The sequence below is a fragment of the Clostridioides sp. ES-S-0108-01 genome, assembly GCF_020662285.1.
Classification (GTDB): Bacteria; Bacillota; Clostridia; order Peptostreptococcales; family Peptostreptococcaceae; genus Clostridioides.
Map to the genome: position 1 here is coordinate 22,824 of NZ_JADGMN010000019.1, position 18,453 is coordinate 41,276.

The 18,453-nt window shown below is 28.3% G+C and carries 15 protein-coding genes; 3 read left to right on the forward strand and 12 right to left on the reverse strand.

All coding sequences use genetic code 11. The annotated features are described in order from the left end of the window. Positions 1-19: 19 nt before the first annotated feature. From IR152_RS15370 to IR152_RS15425, 12 genes are all read right to left on the reverse strand, one after another. Positions 20-1,486, reverse strand: coding sequence for a glycoside hydrolase family 1 protein (locus tag IR152_RS15370; RefSeq protein WP_227452802.1), 1,467 nt, complete (start codon positions 1,484-1,486; stop codon positions 20-22). 2 nt (positions 1,487-1,488) lie between these two features. Then, positions 1,489-3,354 (reverse strand): beta-glucoside-specific PTS transporter subunit IIABC, encoded by a 1,866-nt coding sequence (locus IR152_RS15375; RefSeq protein WP_227452803.1) that lies wholly within the window; start codon positions 3,352-3,354, stop codon positions 1,489-1,491. 246 nt (positions 3,355-3,600) lie between these two features. Next, complete coding sequence (locus IR152_RS15380) at positions 3,601-4,464, reverse strand: EamA family transporter (RefSeq protein WP_227452804.1); 864 nt, start codon at positions 4,462-4,464, stop codon at positions 3,601-3,603. 279 nt (positions 4,465-4,743) lie between these two features. Further along, the gene (locus tag IR152_RS15385; RefSeq protein WP_003434848.1) at positions 4,744-5,295 is read right to left on the reverse strand and encodes a helix-turn-helix domain-containing protein; all 552 of its coding nucleotides are present in this window, start codon (positions 5,293-5,295) and stop codon (positions 4,744-4,746) included. A 228-nt stretch (positions 5,296-5,523) separates the two neighbouring features. Next, positions 5,524-6,015: a hypothetical protein gene (locus tag IR152_RS15390; RefSeq protein WP_227452805.1), complete on the reverse strand. Its 492-nt coding sequence runs from the start codon at positions 6,013-6,015 to the stop codon at positions 5,524-5,526. Between the two features lie 28 nt (positions 6,016-6,043). Beyond that, positions 6,044-6,604: a 5' nucleotidase, NT5C type gene (locus IR152_RS15395; RefSeq protein ID WP_227452806.1), complete on the reverse strand. Its 561-nt coding sequence runs from the start codon at positions 6,602-6,604 to the stop codon at positions 6,044-6,046. A 151-nt stretch (positions 6,605-6,755) separates the two neighbouring features. Next, positions 6,756-7,913, reverse strand: a complete 1,158-nt coding sequence (locus tag IR152_RS15400; protein ID WP_227452807.1) for a class I SAM-dependent methyltransferase — start codon at positions 7,911-7,913, stop codon at positions 6,756-6,758. A 36-nt stretch (positions 7,914-7,949) separates the two neighbouring features. Further along, positions 7,950-8,891 carry a hypothetical protein gene (locus tag IR152_RS15405; protein ID WP_227452808.1) on the reverse strand — a complete coding sequence of 314 codons (942 nt, stop codon included), beginning with the start codon at positions 8,889-8,891 and terminating at the stop codon, positions 7,950-7,952. Between the two features lie 86 nt (positions 8,892-8,977). Then, positions 8,978-9,670, reverse strand: coding sequence for a metallophosphoesterase (locus tag IR152_RS15410; protein WP_227452809.1), 693 nt, complete (start codon positions 9,668-9,670; stop codon positions 8,978-8,980). 105 nt (positions 9,671-9,775) lie between these two features. Continuing rightward, complete coding sequence (locus IR152_RS15415) at positions 9,776-10,588, reverse strand: GTP pyrophosphokinase family protein (protein ID WP_003417310.1); 813 nt, start codon at positions 10,586-10,588, stop codon at positions 9,776-9,778. 50 nt (positions 10,589-10,638) lie between these two features. After that, on the reverse strand, positions 10,639-11,550 hold the full coding sequence (locus tag IR152_RS15420; protein WP_227452810.1) for an MBL fold metallo-hydrolase: 912 nt from the start codon (positions 11,548-11,550) through the stop codon (positions 10,639-10,641). Positions 11,551-11,608: 58 nt separating this feature from the next. After that, positions 11,609-12,340 carry a YkgJ family cysteine cluster protein gene (locus tag IR152_RS15425; protein WP_227452811.1) on the reverse strand — a complete coding sequence of 244 codons (732 nt, stop codon included), beginning with the start codon at positions 12,338-12,340 and terminating at the stop codon, positions 11,609-11,611. An 88-nt stretch (positions 12,341-12,428) separates the two neighbouring features. Here IR152_RS15425 and IR152_RS15430 point away from each other — a divergent pair, with 88 nt between their 5' ends. The 3 genes from IR152_RS15430 (at position 12,429) to IR152_RS15440 (ending at position 18,415) form a co-directional block, all read left to right on the forward strand. Next, positions 12,429-12,680, forward strand: coding sequence for a hypothetical protein (locus IR152_RS15430; RefSeq protein WP_227452812.1), 252 nt, complete (start codon positions 12,429-12,431; stop codon positions 12,678-12,680). A 233-nt stretch (positions 12,681-12,913) separates the two neighbouring features. Beyond that, complete coding sequence (locus IR152_RS15435; protein WP_227452813.1) at positions 12,914-13,333, forward strand: hypothetical protein; 420 nt, start codon at positions 12,914-12,916, stop codon at positions 13,331-13,333. Between the two features lie 24 nt (positions 13,334-13,357). After that, complete coding sequence (locus tag IR152_RS15440) at positions 13,358-18,415, forward strand: DUF4132 domain-containing protein (protein WP_227452814.1); 5,058 nt, start codon at positions 13,358-13,360, stop codon at positions 18,413-18,415. Positions 18,416-18,453: the final 38 nt, after the last annotated feature.

Consider the following 18,453-nt stretch of genomic DNA (forward strand, 5'->3'; position numbering starts at 1 on the left):
TTTGCTCACCTTCTATTGGTCATTTAAAATCTATACTATTATTTTCAATTACTTTTTTATACCAATAAAAACTATCTTTCTTATATCTATTATATGTCCCCTTTCCATAATCATCAGCATCCACATAAATATATCCATAACGTTTTGACATTTGCTTCGTTGATTCACTTACCAAATCAATACAACCCCATGAAGTGTATCCCCAAAGTTCAACACCATCTTCGATAATCGCATCTAACATACATTTAAAGTGTTCTTTTAAATAATCAATTCTATATTGGTCATGAACTTTTTTATCTTCAGTTAAAATATCTTTAGCCCCTAATCCATTTTCAACTATAAATAAAGGCTTTCTGTATCTATCATATAATTCAATCAAAGATACACGTAGACCAATTGAATCAATTTGCCAACCCCATTCACTTGTTTTTAAATAAGGATTTTTTACAGCTAATAGTGTATTCCCTGGTGTAACATCTAATCCAATTGTATCAGATGCTTCACAAGAAGACATATAGTAAGAGAATGAAATAAAATCTACTGGATATTTTTTCATAATTTCGTCATCATGTTCTTCTTTTGCTATTTGAATATTATTATTTTTAAAATATGACAATAAATATACTGGATATTCACCAAAAACTTGCGTATCACTGTATGCATAAATACTTCTCATTTTTTGTTGAGCTGCCAAAACATCTTCTGGTCTACATGTGTATGGATAATATGTTAATTTCGTCAACATACACCCCACTTTTGAATTTGGAATAATCTCATGACAAATTTTTGTTGCAAGAGCACTAGCTACAAATTGATGATGCATAGCTTGAAAAATTACTTCCTCAAAGTTTTTATCCTCAAATCGGTCTCGGACCAAACCACCAGTAGTGTATGGATGACGAATCATAGAATCAACTTCATTAAAAGTAAGCCAATATTTCACTTTGTTTTTATATCTTTCACAAATAGTTTCTACATACCTAACAAACATGTTGATAACTTGTCGTGAATACCATCCATCATAGTTTAAAACGATATTTAACGGTGGTTCATAATGTGACATAGTAACAAGTGGTTCAATTCCATAACTTATTAACTCATCAAACACATCATCATAAAACTTTAAACCTTCTTCATTGGGTTCTTTATCATCTCCATTTGGAAAAATACGAGACCAAGCAATGCTCATTCGATATGTCTTAAATCCCATTTCTGCCATCAGAGCAATATCTTCTTTATAGTGGTGATAAAAATCACTACCATGACGTTTTGGATAATTCACTTCATCTTCAGGATGTGCCAATCCTTCTTCTATATCTTTTGTTGTGATTTCATTATTGGATTTATAATCTTTTACATCTGCATCAAAGTGTGCTTTTGCCACATCTGATACAGACCATCCTTTACCACCTAAATTCCAACCACCTTCAATTTGATTGGCAGCTGTAGCTCCTCCCCAAAGAAATCCTTCTGGAAACTTTCTCATATTTATATTCCTCCCTTTACATCAAACAAGATACTTCCTTTTTCTACATTGCCATAAGACTGGTTTAACACTTTATAAGCATACTCTGACCCATTATTATTTACAATCATAACAGTTGAATCTAAATTAGCATTTGAGATTTTGTCTAAATCAAACTGAATTAATAAATCTCCTTCTTTTACATTATCGCCTGTCTTAACAAATGTTTTAAATCCATCTCCATTCATACTTACAGTATTTATTCCAATATGAATTAAAATCTCAGCCCCATTTTTTGTTCTTAAACCAATTGCATGTTTTGTCTCAAATAGCATCACAACTTCTGAATCACAAGGTGCGTATAAATTTCCATTGGTCGGTATAATTGCAACTCCATCTCCCAAAGTCTTACTTGCAAATAGTTCATCATTAACTTTGCCTAAATCGATTACTTTTCCTTCTACGGGAGATACTAAGATATTTACTTCTTTTTCTTCTTCCATTAGTTCTTCTTCAACAACACCTTCAATTGATGGCTCTGCTCTATTTGTATTTTCCTTCCAAATAATCAGTGTAATAATAAACGAACCTAATATTGCAACAACAAAACCAATGATTGCAAAAATTAAATTGTTTCCATTGTTTGGGTCAATAAACATCGTCATACTGGCAAGTCCTGGTCCAACAAGTACAAATCCTCTTACTGCAAATAATCCTAAAAATGTACCAGAAATTGCACTTGACAATACAACACCTAATATTGCTCTTTTATGTTGTAAAGTAATACCATATAAAGCTGGCTCTGTAATTCCCATCAAGGCAGAGATTCCTGCAGATAATGCTGTTTGTTTTAATGTTTCGTTTTTTGTACGTAAAGCGACTGCAAAACAAGCACCACTTTCAGAAATATTGTGAGCTAATGAAGCTGTCATATACAATGCTTCATAACCCAACTTACCAATTGTATTAATTGCATAAGGTAATAATGCTTTGTGCATTCCTGTTGCAACCATAAATGGAAGAATAGCAGCTAGTAATCCTACAGCTAAGAATCCCATTTTGTTATATAAGAATAAAATAATGGTTGTAAAAATTGTACCAACGTTATATCCTAAAGGCCCTAAAATAGTTAAAGTAATTGGAACAGTAATTGCCAAAGACATCATCGGAACAAAGAAAGTTCGAATTGGTTTTGGCGAATACTTGTTAAAAATTTTCTCCATTATTGCCAAGAAAGATACACATAATATAGATGGGAAAACCTGTGCATTATATGCAATATTTGGAATTGTAAATCCAAATAGTTCAACACCTTCACTTAAAGCAGTCGTTGTTGCTGGAAGTAATAAGTATCCTACAGCAGCAATAGCTACTAAACGATTACATTTCAATACATTGGCAGTAGTTACAGCTACCATGATAGGTAGGAAATAGAATGTTGCATCTGAAATAGCAACTAACAATGTATATATAGTAGAATCTGATTTTAAAATATTAAACATTGCTAATAACATCAACAGTGATTTTAAAATACCAGCTCCTGCAATAGCAAAAACCAGTGGTTGAAAAATATTAATAATAAATTCTATAAGTCTTGTTCCTAAGTTTATTTTTTCTTCAGTTTTTATAGCACTATCATTTGTATCTAAAGGGCAAACTTTTAAAATTTCATCATAAACATCAACAACACTATTTCCAATGACAACTTGAAATTGTGCCCCATTAACTATACTCATAACACCTTGTACTCTTTTTAAAGCATCCTGATTCACTTTACTTCTATCAATCAACTTAAAGCGAAGTCTAGTTGAACAGTGTTCTAAAGCTAAAATATTTTTTGAACCACCGACTTGTTCAATAATGTCAATGGCAGTTTTTTTATAATCCATCTTGTAATCTCCTTTTCCATAATTTTTTATGAATGGCCATTCAAGATGCAAAAAAGGCAGAACCTATATAAACACCTTGAAAAATCAAAGCAATATATTCGATCCTGCCTGCATTACCAGTAACATGTCTTCTATTTATACTATTTTGTACTATTATATTAACATTTGTCTAAAAGAATTGTCAATACTTTTTTAAATTTTCTGATACTGACTAATAACGCCTTTATAATTCATTTTTTATATCAATTAAAGCAACAGTAGCCATCCACCAATTAGTATCAAGATTGAACCTGGTATTTTTTCTTTTATATTTTCTTTGAATATAAAATGAGCAAGTATTAAAGTTATTATCATAGATACTTGAGAAAATGGTTCTGCTATACTAAGTTCTAGATTATTTAAAGCAATTAATAATGCTAAATAAGAATATCCATTAATAGCACCACTTAAAATTGAAAGCCCCTTTTTATTACTAAAAATCTCACAAATTACTTTTTGTTTCTTTTTAAATGCTAAAAATATGAATAAATTTAAACCTACGAAGAAATACAGTATAGTTGAATATAATATAGGAGATACTTGTACAAAAAAAGCCTTGTCCAATACCCTTCCTACTGATTGTAAAAATATGTACAAAAACATTAATCTACATGGTAAATTATTGAAAATTACAGAAACATTCTTTAAAAAAGAGCTTACTTTTTTTAATATAAACACTCCACCAATCATAATTACAATTCCTGCAACTTTTGCTAAACTTAAACCTTCACCTAAAAATACAACTGATAAAAGCAGTAAAAACAATGAATTTAAACTGTTTATTGGAGTAACAAGTGAAACTTCACCAGTTGCTAAAGATGTCACATATGCTACTGAGCCAATTGAATAGACTAAACTACTTATATAACATGGTATTAAAAACGACCAATCGCTAACTCTATCCATTATGCTAAATGGAAGTAAACATACTCCTCCTATAAAGAAAAACAAGAATGATGAAGCTATATTTTTATAAATATCTCCTTCTTCATCACCTAATAATCTTACAACTACTCTTTCAAAAGCTAATAGCACTACTCTAATTAATAATGCAAAATAAGATAATATCATTTTTGACCTCACTTAAAAATTAATCCGACTTATTGTTATATTACAAGTTTTTAAAATATCTTGGATTTGAATTTCCACAATATCAGTTTGCCTCAAATCCATTATTTCCTCACAACACTTTATCACATTATTAGCTACTGGGTCTTTCTTCAAATCATTACAAAAGAAAAAAACTGCTTTTTTACTATTCATCTGTAAATCACACTCCTATAATTTAAATATAATATGCTCTCCAACCTAAAATCATCTAAATATCACTATATGCTTTCATTAAATTATTTATATATAATATACTACCATACTCATTTTAGCTATACCTTTGCCTGAGTTTCTATATATATGTGATACATCAGCTTTAAATCTTATAGAATTTCCACTAGATACAATGTAATCTTCTCCATTTATTTTAATGGTTACTTCGCCACTAAAAACAGTTATAAACTCTTGTGTTCCTGGAAGTTCAGCATTTGAATCTAAATTTCCACCTTCTTCTATTTCAATCATAAATATCTCAAATCTTCTTTTGGAGTCAAATGGAAATATTGGATAACTTATATACTTTCCATTATCCTCAATAAAATGGTCTATATCACTTTTTTGAATCAATTCTATGTCACTTTCCTGCCTCTCCATTAATGATGTAAATGAGATTTTTAGTCCATTAGTTATTTTCTTTAAAGTAGATATAGTAGGATTTACCTCACACTTTTCAATTTGAGATAGCATACTCTTACTTACACCACTAAGTTGTGCAATCTTGTCTAAACTGAGGTGCTTTTCTTTCCTTATCTTTTTTAAATTTTCAGCAATTATTTCATTTAAACTTTGCATAAATACCCCCTAATATATACTAATATAAGACAAGTTATTTTGATTATTAAATAGATTTACTAACTTAATACAATCTTTTTATCCATTATAATGTACATTATGTTTAATATATATTACTTTTTTAAGAATGTAAATAGTTTTCTGAAATTTTACGAAAATGAACAAATAAAAAACTAGTAACCCATATTTTTACAAGGCTACTAGCTTTTATTATAATAATATTTCATTTTAACTATAAAACTTAGATGCACCTATAAGCTGTCTCTTAGAAACAATCTTAGCTAGGTTTGCTAATGAAGAAATTTTTATATCTTTAAAAGAAACTAAAAATACAAACTTAAAATCTGTAAATTCTTGATTTATATTGTATATATCAAAATAACATCTCAAATTATCAAATAAGTAATTATCTTGTAAATCTGCTTCTATCTCATCAGTAGCATCTTTTAAATACGCTCTTACATCTTCAAATAAAACACTAAAATAAGACTCATCTATTTCTTCACCTAACTCTTCCAATATTTCTTCTATATCTAAATCATCCATATCAAAAGAATTTCCTGCCAACTGGCAATCAAATACCAATATATTTTCTTGATTTATAGTATTTGATATATCTTGTACATATTCGAAGTCTGGACGTAATTCTAAAATGTCTTTTATTTCACTGCTCTTTACATGGATTTTTCCTTTTCTATTTTCAATTTTTAAATCTATCATATGCTCCCCCTTTCAATCTACAAATCTTTTAAATACCTTGTTTTATAATCTTTTCAATATCTATCCAATTATTAACTCTAACTATATTTTTATGTTTAACATCTTTATTATAGTTAGTATCCAGAAGTATTACTTTAACACCATCATCAGCTAATTGCACTGAGTTTAGAGGATTATCTTCTATAAATATGTCACAACTCAGTTCTCTTGCCTTTTCAACTTTATAATCACTTCCTAATAAGTAAACATCTATATCTGAAAATCCTTGTCTCGATAGCCAATTTTTAGTTACATCAGTTAAACACTCATGTCTAGCCGTTACAAAAGATAAATTATGTCCTTTAGATAATGCACTAATTACCTCTGTCGCACCCTCTACAATCTTTGCTTCATCATATGAATGTATATACTTATTATTAAACTCCGCATATACATCTCTTATTCCCGAACCATATAATTCTTCCCAATTATGTGTTATACACTCTGCTTCAGTTATGTTTTTATTAAAAATATCATTTAGGTATGGAAGAAAATGATAAGGGCTTGTTATTGTTCCATCTATATCAATACATATATTCAATTTGTTCATTTTTACCTCCATGTAACATTTATTGATTTGATTAATCAAATATTATAGCACAGCTTTAATTATAAATCAAAACTCTAGATATGACTATACCTATATAATACCAAAAAGCTTGCATATTTAAGCAAGCTTTTCGTAAATTTTACATTTTTAACTAATATATAAGTTTTTCTAAGGTTGGTTCCACTCCAAATTGTGCTTTCAGTTCTTTATATTCTTTTAATGCTTTATCATTATTTGTTTTAGTTTTTATCGCTCTTATCATTAAATTTTTGGGTGTATCAAGTGGAGATATGTATTCTACCACAGAAGTATCATATCCATTGCCTTCTAATAACAATGTTCTTAGACCATCAGTTATTAAATCTGCAAATCTAGCTTTAAATACTCCATGTTTTAATATTGGCTCCATAGCTTCATATCTATATTGCCCTAATAACTCCTTATGACAACATGGCACTACTACTATAGCTTCAGATTTTGCCCTAATTCCTAGACCTATTGCCATATCTGTAGCCGTATCACAAGCATGTAGGCTTATTACAAGGTCAACATCTCTATTAGGCGTATAATTAGTCAAGTCCTCTTTTATAAATGACATATTCTTATAACCTAAGTTTTTAGCCATATTTCTTGATGCTTCTATAACTACATCTGAATAATCTATACCTATAAAATAACAGTTTTTCTTCAATACTTCTTTTATATAAAAGTTTAAGACAAAGCTTAGATAAGATTTTCCACAGGCACAGTCCAAGATAGTTATACAGTCTTTATCCTGTATTTCTTTTAAGATATTATCTATCAATTCAACAAAATGGTCTATCTGATTGTACTTTCTTATTTTATCATTTTTTATCTTACCATCTTTTGTAAGTACTCCAATTTCTTTTAAAAGTGCATTTGCCTGTCCTACTTTTACATAATAATCTCTGTTCTTTATTTGAGATGCTGTAAATTCATCTATTTTGGGTACTTCTTCTTTATTGTCTAGATATTTTACATTTACCTTCTTATTGTCTCCTTCAATTACAACAATAGTTCCTCTCTCAACATATTTAAACACTAATCCATCATAGTTTTCTGCCTCTTTAGAAATATTCTTAAGCAATTCATTAAATGTATATAAATCTGATTTTCCTTTAAAATTAAATTTATACTTATTATCTTCCTCTATTGCAATTCCTTTAAACTCTTTTCTTCCAGATTTAAAAATCACCTCTAACTCAATAAAAAAATCCCTATTATCGAGGTTCCTTTGAGTAATCCCCATAAAAAACATATTTAGTTTTCCTATACTCTGCTTATTCATCGTAATCTCCCTTTTAACTTATATCATTAAATCTTATTAATTGATATTATTTGTTTCTTCGTTGTTTATTTCTTCTTTTAAATCATTCAATCTATTTTTAAAACTTTCTATCTGCTTATCTGACAAATCAAGATACTCAGTTATCTTCCCTATATATTTAGGGCTTTTAGTATTTATTAATTTTAAAGCACTTTCCATAGATTTTTCTCTAAGTTCATATGCTTTCTTTACATCATCTCTAGCATTACTCAATGTTTCTGTATACTTCTCCTTAGAAAGTTCTGGAATCTGCATATTTTCATATTCTTTTACAACTTCTTTACACTTGTTTCTGGCATTTGTAACATCTTTTTTTATACTAGATAATTTAGTTATATTTTTTACTATATCCTTAGTGTAAGGTATGCATTCTCTCATTGGAACTAAAGCTACTCTTTCTATATTATAAATTTCTTTCTTAAAAATTCCTATACTTTCTATATCTATTTTTTTTATATCTTCACTATTTTTTTCTTTAATTGTATATCTATTATTTTCTTTTGTAGTATCTTCTTGTTTTTCTGATTTATTATTCACTGAAACATTACTATCAGAATCATTCTTTTCTTTTGCATCATTACTTTCTTCTTCATTACTTTCTTTACTCTGTGTATTTTTATCTTGTTTACCATTTAAATCTTTACTCTTTGATAACTCTTCATTCTTTTCCTTATCCTGTTTTAAATCAGTACTTTCTTTTTCATTAAAATTTGATACATACTTTTCATCATATATCTCATCAGAAATATAATTATGGTAATACATAGATTCTTTTATTTTATTAAGTCCACTCATATAAATATTACTTATCATTATTGTTGTAGCCAATACCACATAAATACTACTGTAGATACAAGACCTCTTAAAATTCTTGTAATTTCTGAATATCACTACTAAAGGAATAAGATATAAAAATATAAAAACTAATATCCACCTCATAAGTCGTGTCTCCTTTCTCAAAACCGAAATCCCTCAAATATTTATTTTTAATCATGTATCTTATAGTATTTACCAATTTATGTTTTTTAATCGTGAACTTTTATTAAATTAAATTCTGTATAGTCACAAGATGCTAATGTATATTCTACTCCATTTCGAATCCCCTTCAATCCCATTTTGAAAGATTCTTTACCATGCAAGTGACCATAAATCACCTTTTCAACATTATATTCTTCAAATAACTTTGTAAATAAAGATTCATCTAACTTGTCATTTGTAGGGGGATAATGAGTAATCACAATTATTTTTGAGTGACCACTTTTACGAGCAGATTCTAATGATAGTCTAATTCTATGTTCTTCTCTTTTATAAACTTTTTCATCAGTCTCATCAAATTTAACATTATTAGGACATATCCAACCCCTACCTCCACAAATTGCATAATCTTTATATTCATAAAAGTTAGTCTGAATAAAACGCATATTTTCATATAGCTTATTTAAACTTGTAACGGTTGTCCACCAGTAATCATGATTTCCTTTTATAAGTATTTTCTGACCTGGAAGTTTGCTTATTATATCTAAGTCTTTTTTAGCTTCTATTAAATTAATTCCCCAAGATGTATCTCCTAGCACTAAGACCATATCTTCTTCCTTAACAACTTCTTTCCAATTATCTATAATCTTCTTTTCATGACCATCCCAATTACTTCCAAAGATATTCATTGGCTTATTGACTGATGTTGAAAAATGTAAATCACCTATAGCATATAAACTCATAATATCATTCCTTTCTTGATTACACTAAATAGGCTGTCTCTTTTTAGAAATTATTTTCCATTAAGAGGCAGCCCCATTAATATTTAGCAAATTTTCTACAAGTAGTTACTGAACTACTTTATCATCTACCTTAGTATCCTTATATTGCTCTAGTAATATATCTATTTCTTGTTTTAATTCCAAAATTTCAGTTATATTTTTATCTGTTTCGGTTCTATCGAGTTTTCTTTGATACTGCATAGCTTTATGTGTATCACCCAAGTCATATAACTCTTGTATTCTATTTAGAGTATCTCTAATAGCTATAGACTTCATTTGGTACATAGCCTGAGCTTTCATTATGTCCTCTCTTATTTCACTCATTTCTTGGTCTAAAAGAAAGGCAGCATCAGATGCTCTTCTAAGTCTTTCAGCAAGAGTCTCAGGTATGTAATGGTCATATTTATATTTTAATGAATGTTCTATTGTAGCCCAGAAATTCATTGCAAGAGTTCTTATTTGTATTTCACATATAATTTCCTTTGAACCCGCAATGGAGTTTATAGGGTATTTTATTATAACATGATAACTTCTATAACCACTATCTTTGTAATTTGTAATATAATCTTTTTCTCCTATTATAGTCATATCATTTCTTACTTTTATCAAATCAACTATAGCATATATATCCTCAACAAACTGGCACATTATTCTTATACCAGCAATGTCATCAATTTCAGTTTCTATATCTTTTGCATTTATCCTTTTTAACTTAGATATTATAGAAGATATTTTTTTTGTTCTGCCTGTGACAAACTCTATGGGAGAATATTCACCTTTTGCTAAATATTCTTTTCTTATATTTTTAAATTTTATTTTCAATTCCTCTACTGCATGTTCATAAGGTGCTAGTATCTCATTCCATTTTTCGTATTCCATATTGCTCACCCTTTATTTGTTTTTTATGACCTTCTTTATTTTATCATAATTTATTTTGTTTTTGTATAGTAAAGCAATTCTCCATTTTCCAATATATACCCTATTTCTTCTAAATCAACTAAGTAACTTATAACAGATACTAACGAAGATTTAAAAAAATGATACTCTTTATAATTATTGCTTAAATTATTGTTATTTATAATATTTTTTAATAAAATTTCTAAAGATTTCGGTTCTGCAAGCAATGCTCTTATTTGATATAAATATTTTTCTAGAGCAATCAAATGTTTTTCGATTAATTTATAAGAATCTTCTTTTGATATAACTCGCTTGCCATGCCCTAAAACTAAGTACTCAAAATCTACATTTTTTAATTTTTCTAATGAATTTATTTGTTCCTGTATATCATACAGAAACAAGAAGTCGTATTTTGAGAGAATTTCATCTCCTATCAATAAATCGCCAACAAAAATCACCTTATCTTTCGTCAAAACGGCTATACTACCAGGTGTATGACCTTGAAACTCGATTATGTCAAACATTTCATTGTTTAATTCAATTTTTCCAGTTTCTACAGATTTATCTATCTTTATATCATCCAACATTTTATTTTTTAAGATGTTGTCCATAAATACATTGCTCTTTCCCCCAACAATATACTTTGAAAATAATTCTGGATTTTCTATATATAATTTATCGTATTTAGATGACATTATGCACACATCTTTATAATACTCTTTAAATTGATTACATGCTCCATAGTGGTCATCATGACTATGAGTATTTATAATGTATCTAACCTGTATATTATTTTCATCTAATACTTTATTTACTCTCCTAGGTCTTGAACCACATAACCCTGGGTCTATCATAAGTGCTGTGTTATCTTCAAATACATATATTCCTGTATTCGTGCCACCTTTTATAAAAAAGGTATTTCCTTTTACTTTTGTAAGATTCACCTTCTTCACCTCATTTTGACAATATTTATGATACAATTTATTACCTACTAATATAAAACTATACAAGAACAATCCTTTTTATTCTATCTATCGTTCTTTTTCTTATTTTGTGTTCTTTAGATATCCTTATTTTCACATTATATGCTAAATTTCTATAAAGTAATGACTCTATAAAATATTCAACTATACCTCTATCCCTAAAGTCTATATCTATATTTCCACTTGAATAAATCTTTGAGTCTAATATCATAAGCTTGTCAAAAAAACTTAATCTCTCAGATTTACTTAAATAATCTTTATTTGGAATAAATCTATCACAATAATCTATCCTGTAATTTACTACTTCATCATTTATTTCAAATCCATATTGCTTTTTCATTAACTCTCTATAGTTATTATTTTTCTCAATAACATTATCTAAATTTTTATTATAATCCTCTTTTTTCCAATGTCCAAACATCCTACAATTTAATGGTCTAACTTCATATATTAAACATCTATTATTATTATCTTTAAATGGACATGGGTTCTTTCTTGTGTACTCTTCAAAATAATAATCTAATATTTTACTTATACAGCTTTTTTTTAAATCAACTCTATCTTCAAGATAACAAAATATATTCAAAAACTCAATTAAATTTATACCAACTGATTCCATACAACAATTTCCACATCCAGAACAATCTCCTGCTGGCAAGGACTCATATACATCATTTAGTTTGTCAAAGAGCTTATTTTTAATGGAATAATCTATACAATTTAAAATATCTTTATTTTTTATACTAGTCATTATTATTACTCCTTGTTATAATTATTAAGTTAATACAAACAATTATTATAACATATTTTTTAAATTTAATCGCATATGGAGGTATTTTATGAATAGATATACAAAAATAATTAACATGATGGGAAGTTATTACACAAAAGACTTCGAAAAAGAAAAAAAGAATGTAATAAAAGTTAGAGAAGTCAAAGAAGATACAGTTAGAAAATTTTTCTTACAAGGAGACTGTGAAGTTCTTGTGGTATTTGAGGATACTGGAAAAGAAATACTTCTTGATGATTTTTCTCCTGAAGAAGACATCAAAAAATATTTAGGAGCAAAATTCATAAACAAAAAAAGATAGTTATCAAAAATAGTTCTAAAATTAAAATTTAATAAATGTACAGTTATAATTCTATATAATTATAGTTAAAAGCTATCTTTTATTGCTTTTTTAGACTTTAAGATAGCTTTTTTTCTATTTTTTGTAAAATAATTCCATAATTTACATTAATAATTCACAAAATGATATAATATAACAAATAGATAAATTTTTAAATTTCTAAATACATAATTAATATTTTGCGAGGTGATTTTATGCAAATTTATTTTAGAGTTAAGGCTGTTGGCAAACGCAAACCTATGCTAGAACTTACCCCTTTTGATGTATCTGACAACATCAATTGCCTAAAAGAAGCTATCTCTGAAATTGTATCTAAAAATGTTCTTGAATATAATGAGAAAATCCCAGAAAAATCAATAGTAAACTTCTTAACTAATGAAGAGATTGAATCTCAAGCTAATATTGGAAAAGTTGGATTTGGTTCTATTTATAATGAAAATAAACAATCTGTAGAAAAAGCAATAGAGGTCGCATTACAAGCTTTTAAAGATGGAATCTACAAAGTGCTTATAAATGAAGATGTTATTGAAGAGCTTGATTCCCCTATAAATCCGAAAAGTGGGGATATATTTACTTTTATAAGACTTACCTTGCTTGCTGGAAGAATGTTTTAAAATAAATAATTTGGAGGTAAATAAATGTTAGAACGTACTAGAGTAGAAAAAAATCCTAAAATAATTGAAAATTTTAAAAATAATTTTACTAAATCTTCTTCAAAAAAGTACTATGACTTAGCAAAATCTCTTTGGGACTGCATAGAAAATAGTTCATACTATTATAGAGAACCTGAAGACAAATTCTTAAATATGATAAAGAAATACTACAATTGCCACTACTACGAGATTAAAAATATGGACGAACTCCTTTCTGGACCTTTAAAAAATGCATTAGAATTAATATTTACTTCTGAACAAGTAGAAGAACTTTGTCAGTTAATTAAAAGAACAATGGATTATACATATTCAAGAGGATATTACCGCAAAGGTTACCGTTCAAATAGACTTGTAGATTATTTTAGAGGTATAATAAGATTTATTTCAAGCTATGTTGATTTGATTTATTATGATTTTTCAGTTATAGATTATCTTACTCTTCCAAATAAAGTCTTGTACTACGACTCTATAATGAGTGATAAAATAGCACTGGAAATAGATAAAGGAAATCAAGAAGTAATAAGTGCCTTGGAAGAAGTAATATTTGGAGAAAATCAAACTGCCCTACTTACAAGACAAATGATAATTGGTATTATGAAAAGTCATAGTGAGAAATGCTATGAAATGCTTTCTAAACTTCTTTTAGCAGCTAAACAACAAGAAGGGCTTAGACAGCAAATTGTAGAGAGTTTAGATGAGGGTACAATTCCTGCATCAATATACATGTTAAAAACTATTTTGGACAATAATTTAGAGAGATTTAGTTCTGTTATAAGAGCCTTGGATACGTGGACAGGACTTGGTTTTTCAGACCAAAAACCTGGAATAATACGTAAATGCTTAGAACTCTCATATAAATCATTGACTGATGAAAAGTTCCGTATAGAATCAATTAATAGCAATGATAATCTTGAAATTTATTTTGCCTTATGGGCTACTGCAACTTACAACATATATGACTCTTACTCTCTTATTGAAAATTTACTTTCTTATCAGGAAAAATATAAAAAGCTTGTAGCTCTTTACTTCCTATCACATACAGAAAGTACATATTTTAAACATTCTATAGCATCTAAAAATATTAAGGGTGATGATTTAGAGATTCTAGTATGGGTAATTAGAAACTTTTATGTGGAAAGTTCTGTTGGCTACTACTATAATTGGCAAAACAAAGAAACTGGTTTTGATTTGTCAAACACTCCTATTGACAAAAACTTTGATGCTAGAAAAGAACAATTTGAAAGTCTAAAACATACTTTAGAAATTTTAAATTCAAAGACAAAATCATTTTCGGGGAGTGTATTTCCATGGACTTGGATTGAAATTTCTTCTCACGAAATACTTAAGTGTATGATGACTCTAACAGCATACGATATGAATGCCCAATTTATAGATGTTCTTATGGAAAATTGTCATCTTATGAGTTCAGATTTAAGAGCTTCACTTATAATTAATTTCATAAATGAACCAAAAACAGATAAACAGCGTAATTTCTTATTTGAATGTTTAAGTGATAAGAGTGTTTCCAATAGAGAAACTGTATTGAGTCTACTTAGAAAACTTGAACTAACAGATGTAGAATTAGATAAGATAACCAATCTACTATCTTTAAAGACAAGCTCTATTAGACAAACAGTAATAAAAATTTTACTTGAACAAGATGATTCAAAATTGGAGAATATTGCTTCTTCACTGATAAAATCTTCAAATTCTCAAAAATGCCTTGGAGGTCTTGAAATTGTAAACTTATTAAAAGACAATGCTGATAAACAAGAACTGTATAAAAATCTTATTTTATTGATAGAAGATATTAATAAATCTAAAAAGAATACATCTCAAGTTCAAATACTAATTGATAATTTGTTAGGTAAAGCAAAAAATGATTATTGCAAAGAAAATGGTTTTGGAATATATAACCCTGAAAACAAGGTTCAAATTCCTGAACAATTTGACTTTAAAGATGATTCTTCTAGTTCATCAAAACTTAATAAAATTATTTCAAATATAAGTTTATCTACTAGTGAGGATTCTGTTTCTTTAGCAACAAAAAAAGAAGCAAAAAAAATTCTCGATACAGATATAAATAAAATAATAAAAGTTTATGAAAAATTTGATGAGCTTATTACTGAAAATGCAGATTATGAATATGAAGTTGAAAGATGGTCAGGTAATGTAGACAAAGTACTTTTAGGTTACTCTACTTATAATTTGACTCCTATTAAATATAAAGTTTCTAATGATACTCTAGATAATTATCCATTGGCAGAACTTTGGAGAGAAACTAGTAAAAAACTCAAATTAGACTACAAATTAATACTTAATATTTTATTTTATAGTATAAGTACATGCGGATATAATGAAACAGAAAAAGATTGGTTTTCATCTATCTATTCAAATGTCCTTGACTATAAAAAACAAAAGAAAATATATACAAAACTTGAAAAATTGAAATTTAATGCACTTACAAGAAAACTTTTAAGCGTTTTACTAAATGAGTTTGACCATAAAGAAGTATTTGACTATTGTTTGAAAATATACTATAAACTTAGAAACTTATTGACTATAGAACAATGTAAAAAGCAAAGAGTTGAATTTACTAAAAACTATTATAGGAAAAATGAATACTGCCCTGCTTTAGATGCTCCTATTTTAAATTATTGGCTTGATAAAGCACATTCATTTATTTACGATGATATTTCTTTTACTAAGTTTTTCTACACTACATTTTCAAGCTATCAATTATTAGAATATAAATTTCCTTTCTATACTAGCATAGGTGTATTTGCTCGTGCATATGAATTAGGATTAATGACTGACGAACAAGTGAATAGAGAAATGATAAGTGGATACAATGCACCAAATATAATAAGAACGCTAACAAATCCTAGATGGTCTGGTGACACATTAGAAAAATATCCTTGGCTTAAAGATAACTTAAAAATTGTTACAAACAGAATTATAGAAATTGAATCACGTAGAGGTGATATGCCAACAGAAGTGTCTCATCTCGCTAATAATATACAATACTTTGAAGGTATAAATTATTTTGTAAACATCTTAGTTGCTCTTGGTAAAGAAACTTTCCAGAGAGGATATTCATATGGTAGCAATTATTCAAAAAAAGATGTTTTAAGTTCTCTGCTTAAAAATTGCTATCCTACTAAAGAAGACAACTCAAAAGAGTTAAAAAAATTACTTAAAAATACTGACATTACTGAACTTAGATTAATAGAATCTGCTATGTACGCCCCTCAATGGGTCAATATAATTGAAAAATATCTAAACTGGAAGGGTCTAAAAAGTACAATTTGGTACTTCCATGCACATATAAATGAAGGTTTCTCTGCACAAAAAGAATCAGAGGTTGCTCTATTCTCCCCTATTTCACCAGGTAGTTTTATTGATGGGGCATTTGACATAGACTGGTTTTTAGATTCATATAAGACTATTGGAGAAGAAAAATTCAATATACTTTACAAATCAGCCAAGTATATAACTAGTGGTGGTAACTCTCATAGACGTGCACAACTCTATGCTGATGCTACACTTGGTAAGCTTGATAAAGACATATTAATGAAAGAAATTGAAACGAATAGAAATCAAGATAAATTGAGAAGTTTCTCTTTACTTCCTATGAAAAAAGGAGACCTTAAAGAAGCAACTTTCCGTTATGAATTTATCCAAAAATTTGCTAAAGAAAGTAAACAATTTGGAGCACAACGTCGTGAAAGTGAATCAAAGGCTTGTACAATAGCACTAGAAAATCTGGCTAGAAGTGCTGGATTTGGAGATGTAAATCGTATGATGTGGGCTCTTGAGACTGAAAAACTAAATGAAGTTGTTCATCTATTTAAACCAAAGGATATTGATGGTACTTCAATTTGGATAGATGTTGATGAAAATGGAAAAGCATCTACTAAAGTTCAAAAAGGCGATAAAGCTTTAAAGAGTATACCAAAAGCTATTGCTAAACATCCATATGTACTTGAACTTAAATCTGTTCAAAAAGATTTAAAGAGCCAGTATTCTCGTGCAAAACAGAGTTTAGAGCAAGCTATGAAAAATGAAATAGTATTTACAGTTAAAGAAATTTCCAATATCTATAAAAATCCAGTTATCTGCCCTTTGATTAAAAATTTAGTGTGGGTATGTGATGATAATATTGGATATGTTTATAATGATAAGTCTAAGTTCTTTATTTGCAATATAGAAGGTGATACTTATAAATTGACCGCAAAAAATAAATTAAAACTTGCACATCCAGTTCATTTGTTTGAGTCTGGTAAATGGAGTGAGTTCCAACATGACTTATTTAGTAAGCAAATTGTTCAGCCATTTAAGCAGGTGTTCCGTGAGTATTATAGAATAAATAGTGATGAATTATCTGAAAAAACTATATCTCGTAGATATGCTGGGCATCAAATCCAGCCGAAGAAAACTGTAGCACTTCTTAGAAATCAACTTTGGACTATCGATTATGAAGAAGGTTTACAAAAAGTGTTTTACAAAGAAAATATAGTGGCAAAAATGTTTGCACTTGCTGATTGGTTTTCACCAGCAGACATTGAGCCTCCTACTATTGAAACAGTAGAATTCTTTGATAGAAAAACTTATAAAGGCTTAGAATTGGATTCAATACCTCCAATTATATTCTCAGAAGTTATGCGTGATATAGACCTTGTTGTAAGTGTCGCTCATGCCGGTGGTGTTGACCCTGAAACGAGCCACTCTACTGTAGAAATGCGTATAGCAATTGCTAAAGAACTTTTATTATTATTAAAAGTTAACAATGTCAACTTTGAAGGCTCTCATGCTCTTATCGCAGGTAATTTAGGTGAGTATTCTGTACATATGGGTTCTGGTATTGTGCATAAAAAAGGAATGGGTGCTTTAAATATACTTCCTGTACATTCTCAAAGTAGAGGTAAGATATTCCTTCCATTCGCTGATGAAGACCCTAAAACTGCTGAGATTATGTCTAAGATATTATTACTTTCTGAAGATAATAAGATTAAAGACCCTAGTATTTTAAGTAATTTATAAATATAAAACTACATCTAAAATATATTGGACTTTCTAAT